Below are 14,069 nucleotides of genomic sequence, written 5' to 3'. Positions count from 1 at the left end.
GTGAAACTTAAAAAAGGTCTCAATCTAATGTTATTTCTCAAGCGAACTGTATCAGCTAGGTCAGCCGTCATAACGTGGTCTATCAAAATCAAGCCAGCCAATAAGATGCTGGCAGTCAGCGCTCTAGCTGGCATGTTGAGTTTGAGCGCTTGCCAGACTGCGCCGACTGCATCTACCGCGATCAAAACGGTACCGACTCAAACGCTGCCATCATCGCAAACAGCTAAAGCCCCCATAGCGACTGTGACGCAAGCGCCCATTGTCAGAACAGAGGACGAGGACGACTACCCCATTGAGCCTTATAACTCCTATGAACCAGCCGAATCAACCAATCCATTGACTCAAGAGACGCCTGTATTTACACCATCTAATCCTGTGTTGACCCAACCTGATCCAGTTATTATCATCCCTTCGCGTGATGACTACATCATCTCTGAGCCGTCAGCACCGTCACACAACGAATTGCTAGAACAGGCAAGAAAAAACTCGCAGCAACGAACACAGCAAGCTACCACCAACAATAGCAACCTGCCAGCATTTCGCAATTTGATGCAAGCAGGTATCAGTCAACTAAAAGCTGGCAAACTGACCAATGCTGAAAACAGCTTTACCCGTGCACAGCGCCTAGCACCTAAATCTTCTGCGGTATATTTCTATTTGGCGCAAGTAGCATTAAAAAAGAACCAGCCGCGCAAGGCAGAAGCCATGGCACGCCGTGGTCTGAGTGTTTCTCAAGATACCAGTCGTCGTCGCGCGCTGTGGCAAATTATTTTGCAATCAGGACAAGCCCAAGGCAACGCTCGCGTCATCAGTGAAGCGAAGCAAGCCTTACGCTAATATCAAGACATACCGAAGTGAATAGATACCAAGTTTATCACTTGGTATCTATTCACTTTTTATATTCTGTACCCGCATCATTTATCCAAAATAGACATTCATTTTTAATTAAGGTTATCGTTATGGCATGGCAACAACTGCATTTACAATGTGAAAAAGCAAACGTCGATTTGGCTGAGGCACTGCTCCTAGAAGCAGGTGCATTATCCATCGCCTTAGACGACGCAGGTGACCAACCTCTATTTGAGCCCTTACCTGGTGAATCACCGCTATGGGATGAAGTTATTTTGACAGGGCTATTTGATGCGACCACCGATGCTGGCAGTCGTCAGGCAGTCGAGCAGCTCAGTCATGAAATCGCAGCACAAGTGCAAGCCACTCGTATCTGGCTCACGGCTGTCGATGATAAAGATTGGGAGCGCGAATGGATGAGCAATTACCATCCTATCGAATGTGCTAATAATTTATGGATTGTGCCCAACTGGCTGACGCCGCCCAATCCTGAGGCGACTAATATTATTATGGATCCTGGCCTAGCTTTTGGTACAGGCTATCATGCCACTACCCGCTTATGTCTTGACTGGTTAACAGAACAAGATCTAAAAGACAAAGTGGTGATTGATTATGGTTGCGGTTCAGGTATTTTAGGCATTGCTGCTTTGTTATTAGGTGCACGCCACGTGTATGCCGTCGATATCGACCCACAAGCAGTGCTGGCAACCAATCAAAATGCCGCACGCAATCACGTTGGGGATCGCCTGCAAGCGTTTTTACCAGAAGACTTCACTGACTACTGCGCACAAAATAATGTGTTACCTGTAGACGTAATCGTTGCAAACATTCTAGCCAAGCCGCTTATTGGCTTAGCGCCTTACTTCGCCACCTTAATCGCACCAAAAGGTCGCATTGTATTAGCCGGTCTAATAGAGTCACAAACCGAACAGGTAACGGCGGCTTATCAACCTTATTTTGCGCTTGATGCAAAGCATGCTTTTACAGCGCAAGAAGACCAACATTGGCAGCGTTTATCTGGTACATTTACAGGCTAGCAACATTTAATTACATCTGTTACGATAGAGGGCAGTCAAATGTCATGCATTTGACGCCACTCTGTCCTTACTCATCATTTATGGACATTTACAGCTAATATTTAAAGCTGATACAAAAGGCAGTATTAGCACTATAGGCAACTATTAGCGAGTGGCTAAGCGGTATTGATAACCATAATTTTTTGGATTCGACCCTATGACCACGCCCATAAAAACTCAGTGCCCTCATTGCCAATCTTGCTTTAAAATACAGCAAACACAGTTGAATAAAGTAAACGCCACTGTTAGCTGTGATCAATGCCAACAGAGTTTTTTGGTCAATAAACATCTTATCCTCACTGCCGATGCTGTCAGTACTTCCGCGATTCAAGAAAATACAACGACTGACACCAATACGCTAGCCGATTCAAATGGACATCCTGCACAAACCGCTGACAATCATAATAAAAATCAACATGCAGTAGGTGCTGCTAAGTCACCACTCACTCCTCCATACTCAAAAAATGCTTCATCTGATACTTTAATTGAGGATGATTTGATTCATGACGGCTTAATCTATGATGATATGGATAGCGATGAACCAGAAGAAAGCGTTTTGGAGTATGATTCTCTAGATAGTATGGATGCTTGGCTGACTCAAGCAAGTAATATGAACAATAGCAGTTATACTTCTACAGCAGACAACCAACCACCAAGTAACCTCTCTAAAAAAACAGATAAAAACAACGCGTCATCAGCGAAAGTATCATCTGATGCTACAACAGAAAATTCCTCATCAGCACAAATGGCGCTCAGTTCAGCAGCCGCTAATGATATTCATGCCAATGTGGATGATACTGCGGACAATTCTTGGCTCGAAAAACTCCTAAAAGAACAAAATAAAAGCGAAGAGGTTCGACAAGACGATACCGATTTATCACAACTATTGCTCGATATGGGTGTACCACTGAAAGATGAAGCGCCAACCTCCGAAGAGCGTGTGAGAAAAGCACAAGCAAAGTTTACACCTACGCCGCAGAGACGTTCTATCGCATCCTTACTATGGACACTAGGATGCTTAGTATTAGCACTGCTGCTTTTTGCTCAATACGTCATTTTTAACCTAGAAACTTTGATGAAAAACCCAGTGCATGCAGAGCGCTTACAATCAGTATGTGCAGTCGCTGCCTGTAGTTTACCTAGTGCCGATCTAACAGCATTCACGATTACCAACCTTAATCATAAATCGAGTAAGATTAAGATGGATGGAAAGTCGAGCGATGTCAGTGCCACATTAAACAATCAAAGTGCCAAAGCACAGCTGTATCCGAATGTTAAAGTCAGCGTATACGGCGCACATGATATGATTGGAGAATTCATCGCCACGCCAGCTGATTATCTATTAAGCAAGCAAAGCCAATTAGCGGCGAACAGTAGTCGAAACATATTATTTACCATCCCTGTTGCTAATAGACAAATTCGAGAAGTGACTATAAGTCCTTTGTATTGAATGGATAATTACCAACAAAATACTGTCTATCTATAAACAACCTCGTCTCTTAAAACTTCAGCCGTCAGAAAAACGTAGGCAGGTCGCAAGTTCAGTAGTGATGCAAGTGCGACACAGCCAGTTATATTTTGTGGCAATGTTATAATAGTAAGCATATACCCTAGTCATACTGCTGCCAATATAAGGTTAATCTGTCAGCGCTAAACGATATTAATTTGATATAATACCCTGATATCTTATGGTTTGACTCTTTCCAATCCCAAGGACATTATCTTATGGCACCTCATGCACAGCATAATGCCAGTCATTTTGCCACAAGCTCTGAGCATCCTGCCGATTATAGTACAGCTAACCATCATTCAAATCGTCATGTTGACTCCTCATTAGACAGCGATGCAAGCCACCGGCATGAACCACTGCGCGTACATGTGGAGCGTGTGGTACGACAGTACTTCGCGATGCTAGGTGATGAGACGCCGACCGACTTGTATGAGCTTATTTTAAAACAAGTTGAAGAGCCGCTATTGTCGGTTGTCCTTGAAAAAACGCGAGGCAATCAAACCAAGTGTGCACAAATCTTAGGTCTGAATCGTGGCACTTTACGCAAAAAACTCAAAACTTATGACTTAATGTAGCATCTGCTATATGCATTTCTCTGTCTTTATTACCAATCATTATGTATGGCAATTTAACGTTATTGATGCTATCCACCATGATATTGTCTGCAAAAATTGTCATTGTCACCTTGCCAGACGTTTACGTCAGGCTTTTTTTATGGAACTTTTCTTATGAGTACAACCCCACTTGCTCTATTGTCAGTCTCTGATAAATCTAATATCGTTGAATTTGCGCAAGGCCTTATTAAGTCAGGCTTTGGCTTACTATCTACTGGCGGTACTTATCGTTTACTCACAGAAAACAATGTCGCTGTGACCGAAGTATCCGATTACACAGGTTTTCCTGAAATGATGGATGGCCGTGTCAAAACACTACATCCTAAAATTCATGGTGGCATCCTGGGACGCCGTGGTACAGACGATGCCGTCATGAGTGAGCACGCGATTGAGCGTATTGATTTGGTTGTCGTGAATTTATATCCGTTTGCTGAAACCATTGCTCGTGCGGATGTCACCATGAACGATGCTATCGAAAACATCGACATCGGTGGTCCTACGATGGTGCGTTCTGCGGCGAAAAACCACGCTCATGTGGGTATCGTGACTGATCCAGCAGATTATGAGCGCATACTTGCCGCTTTAGGTGATGGCACCAAGCTGATACCTGCTTTGCGCTATGACTTAGCGGTTAAGGCTTTTGAGCATACTGCACAGTACGACGGAATGATTGCCAATTTCTTAGGTAGCCGTGTCAATGAAAACCAGCAACCTGAGAATTTCTCACGTACTTTTAATGTGCAGCTCGAAAAAGCACAGGATCTACGCTACGGCGAAAACCCACATCAAAACGCTGCTTTTTATACAGAAAACCATCCGCTAAAAAGCCAACAAGCCTCTATAGCGACTGCTAAGCAACTACAAGGTAAGGCACTGTCTTATAACAATATCGCCGATACTGACGCTGCCCTTGAGTGCGTCAAAGCCTTTAGTGCACCTGCTTGCGTTATCGTTAAGCATGCCAATCCTTGCGGTGTCGCTGTGGATAACGATCAGGTAACCGCTTATAACACTGCCTTCAGTACTGATCCTGAGTCTTCTTTTGGCGGCATCATTGCTTTTAACCGCCCATTGACGTTGGCAGCTGCTAAAGCCATTATCGACAACCAGTTTGTAGAAGTTATTATTGCACCAAGCATCGAAGATGGTGTGCTTGAAGCGACAGCTGCTAAGAAAAATGTCCGTGTCTTGGTGTGCGGCGAACTGCCAGCGCCAGATCAACGCGATAGTCAGCTTGACTACAAGCGCGTCAACGGTGGCCTGCTAGTACAAGAGCAAGATCTTGGTTTGATTACAGCCAATGACTTAAAGATTGTCACTGATGTACAACCAATGGAAGCGCAAATCGCCGATCTATTATTCAGCTGGAATGTAGCAAAATACGTCAAATCCAATGCGATTGTTTATGCCAAAGGTCAGCGTACTATCGGTGTTGGTGCTGGTCAGATGAGCCGTGTCAACTCAGCGCGTATCGCTGCTATCAAAGCTGAGCACGCTGGATTGGCTACTGAAGGTGCTGTTATGGCGTCAGATGCCTTCTTCCCGTTCCGTGATGGCATCGATAACGCTGCCCAAGTCGGTATTGCTGCTATTATCCAGCCAGGTGGGTCTATGCGTGATGATGAAACCATCGCTGCGGCAAATGAGCATGGCATCGCGATGGTATTCACTGGTATGCGTCATTTCCGCCATTAAATTGTTCCGTATTACTTTGAATAGTAGCATTGATAGCAGTATTAAATTTTGTATCGCTATTAATGCTAAATCTTTATGATAAAAGTAATGCTCATTAAAAAAGCCACTGTAGACAGTGGCTTTTTTATGCTTCAAACTTGAGAAGATTATTTAGAACGAATGACTAAGTAAGTATCTCACGTTTTCCTTAATAGCTTTATTTCTAACGCCCTTGCGCGTTTGCTATATTGGCGTCATTAACTTCAACTTTATATACCAAGCGGAGATAATCCAAGTAATCTTGTAGCTGATCTTGCCCCAAGTTATCACGAATGATGGCAGCCGTTTGTGCTCTTTGCACATCAGATAATGGCGACTGCTCCTCCGTTTTAATACGATCACCGACCAACAAAGTCGCGCCCATCTCAGTCTCACTGGCAATAGCAACGACGCCATTATTAGCTGCTTGCTGACTAAAGGCCAGTCCGCGTTCTTTCTCTGTCAATAGAGTGGTTTGGCGATTCACTTCACCTAATGATTGAAAACGTACTGGCTGTTTATTGATATCAGCAGGCGTTTTAATACCAGCGGCTAGTTTCTTCGCCTCTTTTAACGCCAATGCCGTGGCCCTTTCTTGACGTAATATCTGAGAGATTTTTGGTGTAGCAGCAGCTAAGCTAAGCGTTTTCGTAGGACGATAGTTGCTTGGTTGCACCCATACTGTCCCGTTACCAACTTCGATACCTGCGGTTACTGCCTGATCTTGAATGGTAAATTCATCAAAAGCCTGCTTAATCACTGCTGGTTGTGATAACTCCGATTTGTTGTTTTCTTTACGATAATCCTTGATACGTTTTAGCGTTACGTTCTCTTGCTGAGCGATGTCTTCGATACTAAAGCCATCTGCTGCCAAGTCATTAATCGCTGTCACTTTATCTGCATAGATTTCTTGACGCTTATATTCTTTGGCTTTTGCTGTCAACTCTGCACGCATGCTTTCTAGGCTTGGGATTTTACTACCGTTATCTTCGGTTACAGTAAATATCTGATAGCCAAAGCTGGTCTTAATAGGTGCTGTTACATCACCCACGCTTAAGCCCTCTAAAGCTTGCTCAACCGCTGCAGCATCATTACCAAATACAGAGGGATTAAAGGTACCAATATCGCCGCCTGTTGCTCCTGATGGATCATCTGACTCGGTTTTAGCCAATGCCGCAAAAGACTCACCTTTATCCAAGCGGGCTTTGATTTTAGTCGCTCTGGTCTTCGCGTCTTTACCCGTTAATAGGATTTGACTGATTTTACGTTCATCGACGACCGCTAGCCCTTGCTTATAAGCTTCATATTGCTGCTGCAAATCTTCTTCCGTAACCTCATTCACTTGAATTGTTTTAGGACTTAATTGCAAATATGCCAAATCTACCATCGCCGCACTTTTTAGCGTGTCTTTATTGGCATCATAATAGGCTTGTATATCGCCTTTGCTTAACTTGACCTGATCTGCATAGTCTTGCCAATTAAATCGATGCAGCCAGATATTGCGCGACTCAAGTTGTAAGTCAATCAATTGACTTACCGCTTGCATCGGATATACTGCCGTGCCAACAATACTGGCATTGAGTTGGTCGAGGCTTAACTGGTTACGAAACTCAGCAAATAGCTGATCTTTAGTCATGCCGCGCTGGCGCAAGAAGTTTGAGAATTGGTCGTTAGAAAAATTACCTTCTGCGTCCTTAAAAATTTCTTCTTCACGCAACAAACGATTAATCGTGTCATCAGAGACTGTCATACCAAGCTTGCCCGCTTGCTGCTCCAATAGCGTACGATCAATGAGACCTTTGAGCACCTGCTCGTGCAACACATCTTCATTTAATAGACTGGCATCATCAACTTGTTCTAGTATTTCAGTACGACGGTTATTTACGGCAGTCTGATACTCGGACAACCCTACGCTTGCTTCACCCACCTGAGCGACTTGGTTGGGATCGACCCCGCCTCCAAAATAGCTTTCGACACCCAATAGAGCGAGCGGCGATAGGCATAAAATCAATAAAATGCGACCTGGCCAGCTTTTTAAGAAATCGCGCAATTTATCCATAGTTATCTCTGCTTTATAAACCTATATTGATGAAAAACCATTGTAATATTACTATTAATATCAATGCTATCTAAGCAGGCAATGGTAAGAATAAGAACGTGTGAATTTGATATAGAACAACAAGACTGAGTAAAACGGCCTTATTTAAACAACGCATCTATCGCGCGCCCTATGATACGTGATTTTTGATGCAGACTCAAAATATTCACGTGGTATGATACAAACTATAGCGATAAAAAAAGCACCTAATATCTAGGTGCTTTTTTATGATTCATATTATGACTTTTCAGCCATGCTATAAACCATATAGTGCTTTACTAAGTAAATGCTGTGTTGATTCGTATATCACGTCGTTATACAGCATCCATTTTTAATAAAACGGCTTAGTTTAAACGCTCTTTTAAGTTTTTACCCGCTTTAAAGCTTGGTACTTTACTTGCTGGAATGCTAAGCTCTTCACCCGTCTTAGGGTTACGGCCAGTACGTGCTTTACGGTCTTTTACGCTGAAAGTACCAAAACCAACCAATGAGATGCTATCGCCAGCTTCTAGCGCTTCACCAACACTTTCCATAACAGCATTCAATGCATCGCCAGCTTGGGTTTTGTTTAGGCCACTTTTGTCTGCGATGCTATCAATTAATTCTGACTTATTCATAAAATTTCCTTCAAGTTTAAGGGGGATAATAAACGCTCACGCCAAGCATTGTAACGCTCTCATAGCATTTAAGCAATAAAAACTGCCTGACTGGCGTATTAACAGGTTTCGCTTTGTTATCGTCTTTATATCAAGGCAGCATAAGGAGCGCAAGCGATTTTACATATTTTTGCCTACTGTACTACGTATTTGACACTCAATGTTACGCAAAGCCTCTGCAATGGTCATAACCGCTAGTGACCTTGGCTTTTCCTAACTTCGACTTAGCGAGTCAACCTCTATACTGCCTTATCGTTCAAAGAGATGTTATCTCGTACTGAGGCATCGCCAGTCATAAATATCTGTGTCCTTGTTGATTACCAAATTGTAAAGTAATAATTTCCCAACTGACAGAAACTAGCGTTACTTTTTATTATAAAGGCGTTACTATAAGCAAAATATCACTGCACCTTTTGGGTCAATTTTGACTCTTGTTTGTCTTTTGCCTCTAATTTGCCAAATATAAAACGGATTATTTACATGAAGCGTTCTACGTTGTCTCACTCTTTTCTTAATATCATTCTGGTGTTCATCGAGTCGGCGCTGACACTATTGTTACGTTTAGATCCCGAACTACGTAAAGCCGCTTACCCACTTGCCAAGCAAGGTACTGTCGTGGCGCTACGCTTGTATCTACCGCATGTTGAGGTTTTTGCCACTTTTAGCACCAAAGGCGTATTATTAGACGCAGAGTTACCTATTGACCGCAGCGAACCTGACGTCATTATTAATGCTTATAGCATCCAAGTGATCAATGCGATCACCACTCATGACAGCGAAACCACCGAAAAACTACAAATGCGCGGCGAGTCTGTTCAAGTACAGTTGGTCAAGCAGTTTATTATGCAGCTCGGTCTTGGCAGCTTAATTCAAGGTCTTATTAAAAAGATAAAAGGTGGCAAAGGTAAGACCAAGCCTACTGAAGCTGAAATGGCTGACAAAAAAGACAGCTATAAATTACGCATCAAAGAGCAACAAACCCAAATAAACACCTTAACTATTAAAAACCGTGAGCTTGAAATCACGGTTAAAGAGTTACAGAGCAAACAAAAAACCCTGATAATCGTCACCGTGGCTGCTCTCGTCATTATGATCGCAGCCATTATCACGCTATTGATGAATTAATGTCGCCAACAACGACTTACCAATGTCAGCTTAATAATGAAAGGCTGCTTGCTTTACCAAACGCGTTTGATGCCGATTAAGGCATATTAAGCGCTTAATATACTAAGCGCTTAGATGACTGGGGCGTATTGAACATTCAGCACGCCCTAATATAATTGATAGTCGTTAAAGAAAAAACTTAGAACTCAAACCTCAAGACTGTATTTTAGTATTTCAAAATTTTAGTATTTCAAAAATGCTAGGAATCAATGTTCTCAATCTTATAGTCCCTCCTTTTAATACCATTGTTTTTATCAATCATAGTGATAAGCTCGATTAACCATTCAACCACACTTTAATCTTGACTAAATTACTCAGGATTAAGTATAATTGGCTTAATCGTTGCACACATCGGGTTCATCATCTGCTGTTTAATAACGATAAGACACAACTTAGCGGTTATGTGATTCCATCAGTAGCTTTCATATTGCGCTACAAGCTGCCACCACTATCATTTTGCTAAGGTCGTTGTTAAATAAAAATGACTTAAAAGTTTGGAGATAACACATGCGTTTGACTACTCGAGGCAGATATGCCGTTACTGCGTTACTGGATTTGGCACTACAAACCAGCCAACAAGACACTGCAGTCTCCTTATCTGATATCGCCAAGCGGCAATCGATTTCTATCTCTTACCTTGAACAACTGTTTTCCAAACTTCGTAAACGTGGTCTGGTCACTAGCATCCGAGGTGCAGCAGGTGGCTATCACCTAGCCAAACCATTGCATGAGATAGATGTCATGAGCATCATATCTGCCGTCGATGAGTCGGTCAATGCGATGCAGTGCGAAGGACGTGGCGACTGTCAAGGTGGTACAATGTGCTTAACCCATGATTTATGGTGTGCACTGTCCAATCATATCGAACAGTACTTGAAAAATATAACATTAGCGCAATTATTAGACATGGAAAATGTGCAGTCAGTGTCAGAGCGTCAGCACAACTCTACCAAAGAGATTTCCATAAAAGATATCAACACTATTACCCTATCGAACAGCGAGGCAAACCCAGCATGAGCCAACATAACAACCTTATATACTTAGATTATGCCGCCACCACACCAGTTGCAAAATCAGTAGCTGCTAAGATGAGTGAGTATCTGACAGTAGATGGCATCTTTGGTAACCCAGCCTCGCGCTCGCATGGCTATGGCTGGCAAGCAGAAGAAGCGGTAGAAACAGCGCGTCAACAAGTGGCTGAAGTCATTAATGCTGATCCACGCGAAATCGTCTTTACCTCTGGTGCAACAGAATCAGACAACCTAGCGATTAAAGGTGCAGCGCATTTTTATCAGTCTCGTGGTAAGCACATCATTACCAGCAAAATCGAACATAAAGCGGTCTTAGATACGTGCCGTGAGCTTGAGCAAGAAGGTTTTGAGATTACTTATCTTGAGCCACAGCCAAGCACTGGGCTAATCTTACCAGAGCAAGTTAAAGAAGCATTACGTGACGATACTATCTTAGTATCACTCATGATGGTAAATAATGAGCTTGGTACGATTACTGATGTCGCTGCCATTGGTGAAATCACTCGTGAAGCAGGTGTGGTCTTCCACGTCGATGGCGCACAATCTGTTGGTAAAGTATTGATTGACCTTGAAACCACGAAGATCGATTTGATGAGCTTCTCAGGTCACAAAGCCTACGGTCCTAAAGGTATTGGTGCATTATTTGTTCGCCGTAAGCCACGTATCCGCTTGAAAGCAGAGCAGCATGGTGGTGGTCATGAGCGCGGTATGCGTTCAGGTACATTACCGACGCATCAAATCGTTGGTCTTGGGGCAGCATTTGCTTTAGCCAATGAGCGTTATGAAGAAGACCATGCACATGCAGCCAAGCTACGCCAAAAACTGTGGGACGGTCTACAAGATATCGAAGAGATTTACCTAAATGGTGATCTTGAGCACAGCGTACCTAACATTGTAAACATCAGCTTCAACTTCGTTGAGGGCGAATCTCTCATGATGTCGCTCAAAGATTTAGCTGTATCATCAGGTTCAGCCTGTACATCAGCGACGCTTGAGCCATCATATGTATTACGCGCTATTGGTCGCCCAGATGAATTAGCACACAGCTCCATTCGTTTCAGCTTCGGTCGTTATACCACTGAAGCAGACATCGATACTGTCATCAAACAAATGCATGAAGCGGTCGATAAATTACGTGCCTTATCACCACTTTGGGATATGTACCAAGAAGGTGTTGATTTAGATTCAGTCGAATGGGCTGAGCACTAAAATTACCGAAAGCAACGATATAGTTATCAAACAGAACCATTAAACGATTGATCAGACACTTATAAATCCAGTTTTTATAAATACCGTTTTTATAAATACCGTTTCTATTAACTAAATGTTTGACCCCAATTATCGATGAGTAGTTAGACATTTAAAGTCAGTAATTAACTACTCATCATCTAACTAGGAGAAAACCCCATGGCCTATAGTGACCAAGTTATTGATCATTACGAAAATCCACGCAACGTCGGCAATCTTGATAAAAATGCCAAAAACGTTGGTACTGGTATGGTTGGTGCCCCAGCTTGTGGCGATGTAATGCGCCTACAGATTCAAGTTGATGATAACGGCATCATTGAAGATGCACGCTTTAAAACTTATGGCTGTGGTTCGGCAATCGCTTCAAGCTCGCTCGTTACTGAGTGGCTAAAAGGCAAAAGCTTGGATCAAGCGGGCGAAATCAAAAACAACGATATCGCGAAAGAGTTGGCCTTACCACCAGTAAAAGTGCATTGCTCTGTACTTGCTGAAGACGCCATTAAAGCCGCTATTAGCGACTATAAAGGTAAGCATAGCGCAGCAGTAGAAACAGAAGAAGCGGCTAGCTAAACCTATTAGCGTAAGTATTGTACTTCTAAGTACACGGTCTTAATGACCGTACTTTAGTAGTCGATGTATTGAACAGCTACTAACGCTAAAAAGGTGACAATAACGCTAATGTAATTGTCACCTTTTATTTTCTAGTGATTCTTAACTGGTCGTTATTAAGATTTTTTGGCAAGTGCGCTATTTTCATTGCCAGTTTATACAGATTTTTTTGATTGATATTTATCATTGATAGTCAATGGGAGTTGGCATGATTGAAATGACAGAACGCGCCGCTCAGCATGTTCGAGACTTTTTGGACAATCGCGGCAAAGGTGAAGGTATTCGAGTGGGTATCCGTACCGCGGGTTGCTCAGGCTTAGCTTACGTTTTAGAGTTTGTAGATACCCCTGATGAAAATGACACGCGTTACGAAAGCCGCGGCGTTAACATCTTTATTGATCCTAAAAGTTTGGTCTATTTAGATGGTTTGTTGATGGACTACGAAAAAGAAGGCCTTAACGAAGGCTTTAAGTTCACCAATCCCAATCAAAAAGGCGAATGTGGTTGCGGCGAGTCTTTTACCGTTTAATGAGCCAAAGGTTAAAAAACCCTTGAGCTTAGAGTTTCCTGACTCTATATTTAAGACATAATAAATATGTTCTCAGCTAAAGAAAACTTTCAAAATAAACAACAAGCAAGGCGTATGATATGACAGACATTACTGCAGAAGCCCAGTTTGATAATTTCTTTGCCCTATTTGAGCAGCCTGTACAGTTTGAAGTCAATCAAGAGAGTCTCGATCAGCATCTACGTCTGCTACAAAAACGCTATCATCCTGATAATGTCACCAAGAATCTGGCCAATACTACGCAAGCGCAACAGCAGTCTGAGCAGGCCTCAGCGTTAATCAACCAAGCCTACCAAGCGCTAAGTGCGCCTGATAGTCGTGCTAGCTATCTACTAGACATGGCAGATCAAGCACAGAATCTAGAGCATTCAATTGCAGACTTGGACTTTTTAGAAGATGCGATGCAGATGCGCATGGATTTAGATGACGCTATCGAGGGTAAGGATCGTGCGACATTGCAACAACTACACCCTCAAATCACCGAACGACTGGCAAAACAGTCTAAGCGTTTTAATGATGCTTACCAAAGCCAAGATTGGCAAACGGCGATTGATGCGACACAAAAACTAAAATTCTTAGTCAAATTAAATGCTGACGTGACTACTGGTATCGATGAGTTAGCAACTGCTGAGCATTCAGATGATGATGATTTATACGTCTAACTAACTGACGTATAAGCTTGTTAATTTATTTTATATGCCAAATTTATTTATAAATACTATTCGCTTATAACGCTTATTTGAAAACTATATTATAAGCGATGGTTAAAATAGTCATAGCGATGCCGTATAATCCCTTATTTTAAGCACTTTTAATCGCTAAGTATCTTCGTTTTCACGTGCATACAAAGCAGTTAAACTACAATAGTGCGCTTATCATATTTGTTTCATTTCACTTATTAATTTTATCTCTTTCATTTTATCTTTGAGTTAT

General features: G+C 42.4%; 13 protein-coding genes. 11 read left to right on the top strand and 2 right to left on the bottom strand.

The annotated features are described in order from the left end of the window. Nucleotides 1–27: 27 nt before the first annotated feature. The 5 genes from JMW64_RS04800 (at nt 28) to purH (ending at nt 5,744) form a co-directional block, all read left to right on the top strand. Nucleotides 28–837 (top strand): tetratricopeptide repeat protein, encoded by an 810-nt coding sequence (locus JMW64_RS04800; protein WP_193009463.1) that lies wholly within the window; start codon nt 28–30, stop codon nt 835–837. Between the two features lie 122 nt (nt 838–959). Beyond that, nucleotides 960–1,886, top strand: a complete 927-nt coding sequence (prmA, locus tag JMW64_RS04795) for a 50S ribosomal protein L11 methyltransferase (RefSeq protein WP_193009464.1) — start codon at nt 960–962, stop codon at nt 1,884–1,886. A gap of 196 nt (nt 1,887–2,082) precedes the next feature. After that, nucleotides 2,083–3,375 (top strand): DUF3426 domain-containing protein, encoded by a 1,293-nt coding sequence (locus JMW64_RS04790; RefSeq protein ID WP_193009465.1) that lies wholly within the window; start codon nt 2,083–2,085, stop codon nt 3,373–3,375. Nucleotides 3,376–3,650: 275 nt separating this feature from the next. Continuing rightward, complete coding sequence (gene fis / locus JMW64_RS04785) at nt 3,651–4,010, top strand: DNA-binding transcriptional regulator Fis (protein ID WP_193009466.1); 360 nt, start codon at nt 3,651–3,653, stop codon at nt 4,008–4,010. 153 nt (nt 4,011–4,163) lie between these two features. After that, a complete protein-coding gene (gene purH, locus JMW64_RS04780) occupies nt 4,164–5,744 on the top strand; it encodes a bifunctional phosphoribosylaminoimidazolecarboxamide formyltransferase/IMP cyclohydrolase (RefSeq protein WP_201553611.1) in 1,581 nt (526 codons plus the stop codon). Nucleotides 5,745–5,946: 202 nt separating this feature from the next. On the opposite strand, the gene JMW64_RS04775 is transcribed toward purH, so the two are convergent. Both JMW64_RS04775 and JMW64_RS04770 read right to left on the bottom strand, forming a co-directional pair. After that, on the bottom strand, nt 5,947–7,821 hold the full coding sequence (locus JMW64_RS04775; protein WP_201553610.1) for a SurA N-terminal domain-containing protein: 1,875 nt from the start codon (nt 7,819–7,821) through the stop codon (nt 5,947–5,949). 383 nt (nt 7,822–8,204) lie between these two features. After that, complete coding sequence (locus JMW64_RS04770) at nt 8,205–8,477, bottom strand: HU family DNA-binding protein (protein WP_045445077.1); 273 nt, start codon at nt 8,475–8,477, stop codon at nt 8,205–8,207. A gap of 519 nt (nt 8,478–8,996) precedes the next feature. Between JMW64_RS04770 and JMW64_RS04765 the strand changes: the two genes are divergently transcribed. From JMW64_RS04765 to hscB, 6 genes are all read left to right on the top strand, one after another. After that, nucleotides 8,997–9,641 (top strand): hypothetical protein, encoded by a 645-nt coding sequence (locus tag JMW64_RS04765; RefSeq protein WP_087816159.1) that lies wholly within the window; start codon nt 8,997–8,999, stop codon nt 9,639–9,641. 546 nt (nt 9,642–10,187) lie between these two features. Beyond that, nucleotides 10,188–10,697 (top strand): Rrf2 family transcriptional regulator, encoded by a 510-nt coding sequence (locus JMW64_RS04760; RefSeq protein ID WP_198332834.1) that lies wholly within the window; start codon nt 10,188–10,190, stop codon nt 10,695–10,697. Then, complete coding sequence (locus tag JMW64_RS04755; RefSeq protein ID WP_045451862.1) at nt 10,694–11,920, top strand: IscS subfamily cysteine desulfurase; 1,227 nt, start codon at nt 10,694–10,696, stop codon at nt 11,918–11,920. The genes JMW64_RS04760 and JMW64_RS04755 overlap by 4 nt, the downstream gene beginning before the upstream one ends. Before the next feature lie 198 nt (nt 11,921–12,118). Further along, the gene (gene iscU, locus JMW64_RS04750; protein WP_055124404.1) at nt 12,119–12,529 is read left to right on the top strand and encodes a Fe-S cluster assembly scaffold IscU; all 411 of its coding nucleotides are present in this window, start codon (nt 12,119–12,121) and stop codon (nt 12,527–12,529) included. A gap of 247 nt (nt 12,530–12,776) precedes the next feature. After that, complete coding sequence (gene iscA, locus JMW64_RS04745) at nt 12,777–13,097, top strand: iron-sulfur cluster assembly protein IscA (RefSeq protein ID WP_045445072.1); 321 nt, start codon at nt 12,777–12,779, stop codon at nt 13,095–13,097. Nucleotides 13,098–13,216: 119 nt separating this feature from the next. Beyond that, nucleotides 13,217–13,798 (top strand): Fe-S protein assembly co-chaperone HscB, encoded by a 582-nt coding sequence (gene hscB, locus JMW64_RS04740; RefSeq protein WP_193009472.1) that lies wholly within the window; start codon nt 13,217–13,219, stop codon nt 13,796–13,798. Nucleotides 13,799–14,069 lie beyond the last annotated feature (271 nt).

Source organism: Psychrobacter immobilis (assembly GCF_904846065.1).
Taxonomy (GTDB): Bacteria; Pseudomonadota; Gammaproteobacteria; order Pseudomonadales; family Moraxellaceae; genus Psychrobacter; species Psychrobacter immobilis_H.
Note: the sequence above shows the minus strand (reverse complement) of the source record. Positions and strands in the feature narration are given on the sequence as shown.

Bases quoted from the DNA above. Each gene is read 5' to 3' on its own strand.
- JMW64_RS04800 (WP_193009463.1), top strand. From the start codon at position 28: ATGTTATTTCTCAAGCGAACTGTATCAGCTAGGTCAGCCGTCATAACG.
- prmA (WP_193009464.1), top strand. From the start codon at position 960: ATGGCATGGCAACAACTGCATTTACAATGTGAAAAAGCAAACGTCGAT.
- JMW64_RS04790 (WP_193009465.1), top strand. From the start codon at position 2,083: ATGACCACGCCCATAAAAACTCAGTGCCCTCATTGCCAATCTTGCTTT.
- fis (WP_193009466.1), top strand. From the start codon at position 3,651: ATGGCACCTCATGCACAGCATAATGCCAGTCATTTTGCCACAAGCTCT.
- purH (WP_201553611.1), top strand. From the start codon at position 4,164: ATGAGTACAACCCCACTTGCTCTATTGTCAGTCTCTGATAAATCTAAT.
- JMW64_RS04775 (WP_201553610.1), bottom strand. From the start codon at position 7,821: ATGGATAAATTGCGCGATTTCTTAAAAAGCTGGCCAGGTCGCATTTTA.
- JMW64_RS04770 (WP_045445077.1), bottom strand. From the start codon at position 8,477: ATGAATAAGTCAGAATTAATTGATAGCATCGCAGACAAAAGTGGCCTA.
- JMW64_RS04765 (WP_087816159.1), top strand. From the start codon at position 8,997: ATGAAGCGTTCTACGTTGTCTCACTCTTTTCTTAATATCATTCTGGTG.
- JMW64_RS04760 (WP_198332834.1), top strand. From the start codon at position 10,188: ATGCGTTTGACTACTCGAGGCAGATATGCCGTTACTGCGTTACTGGAT.
- JMW64_RS04755 (WP_045451862.1), top strand. From the start codon at position 10,694: ATGAGCCAACATAACAACCTTATATACTTAGATTATGCCGCCACCACA.
- iscU (WP_055124404.1), top strand. From the start codon at position 12,119: ATGGCCTATAGTGACCAAGTTATTGATCATTACGAAAATCCACGCAAC.
- iscA (WP_045445072.1), top strand. From the start codon at position 12,777: ATGATTGAAATGACAGAACGCGCCGCTCAGCATGTTCGAGACTTTTTG.
- hscB (WP_193009472.1), top strand. From the start codon at position 13,217: ATGACAGACATTACTGCAGAAGCCCAGTTTGATAATTTCTTTGCCCTA.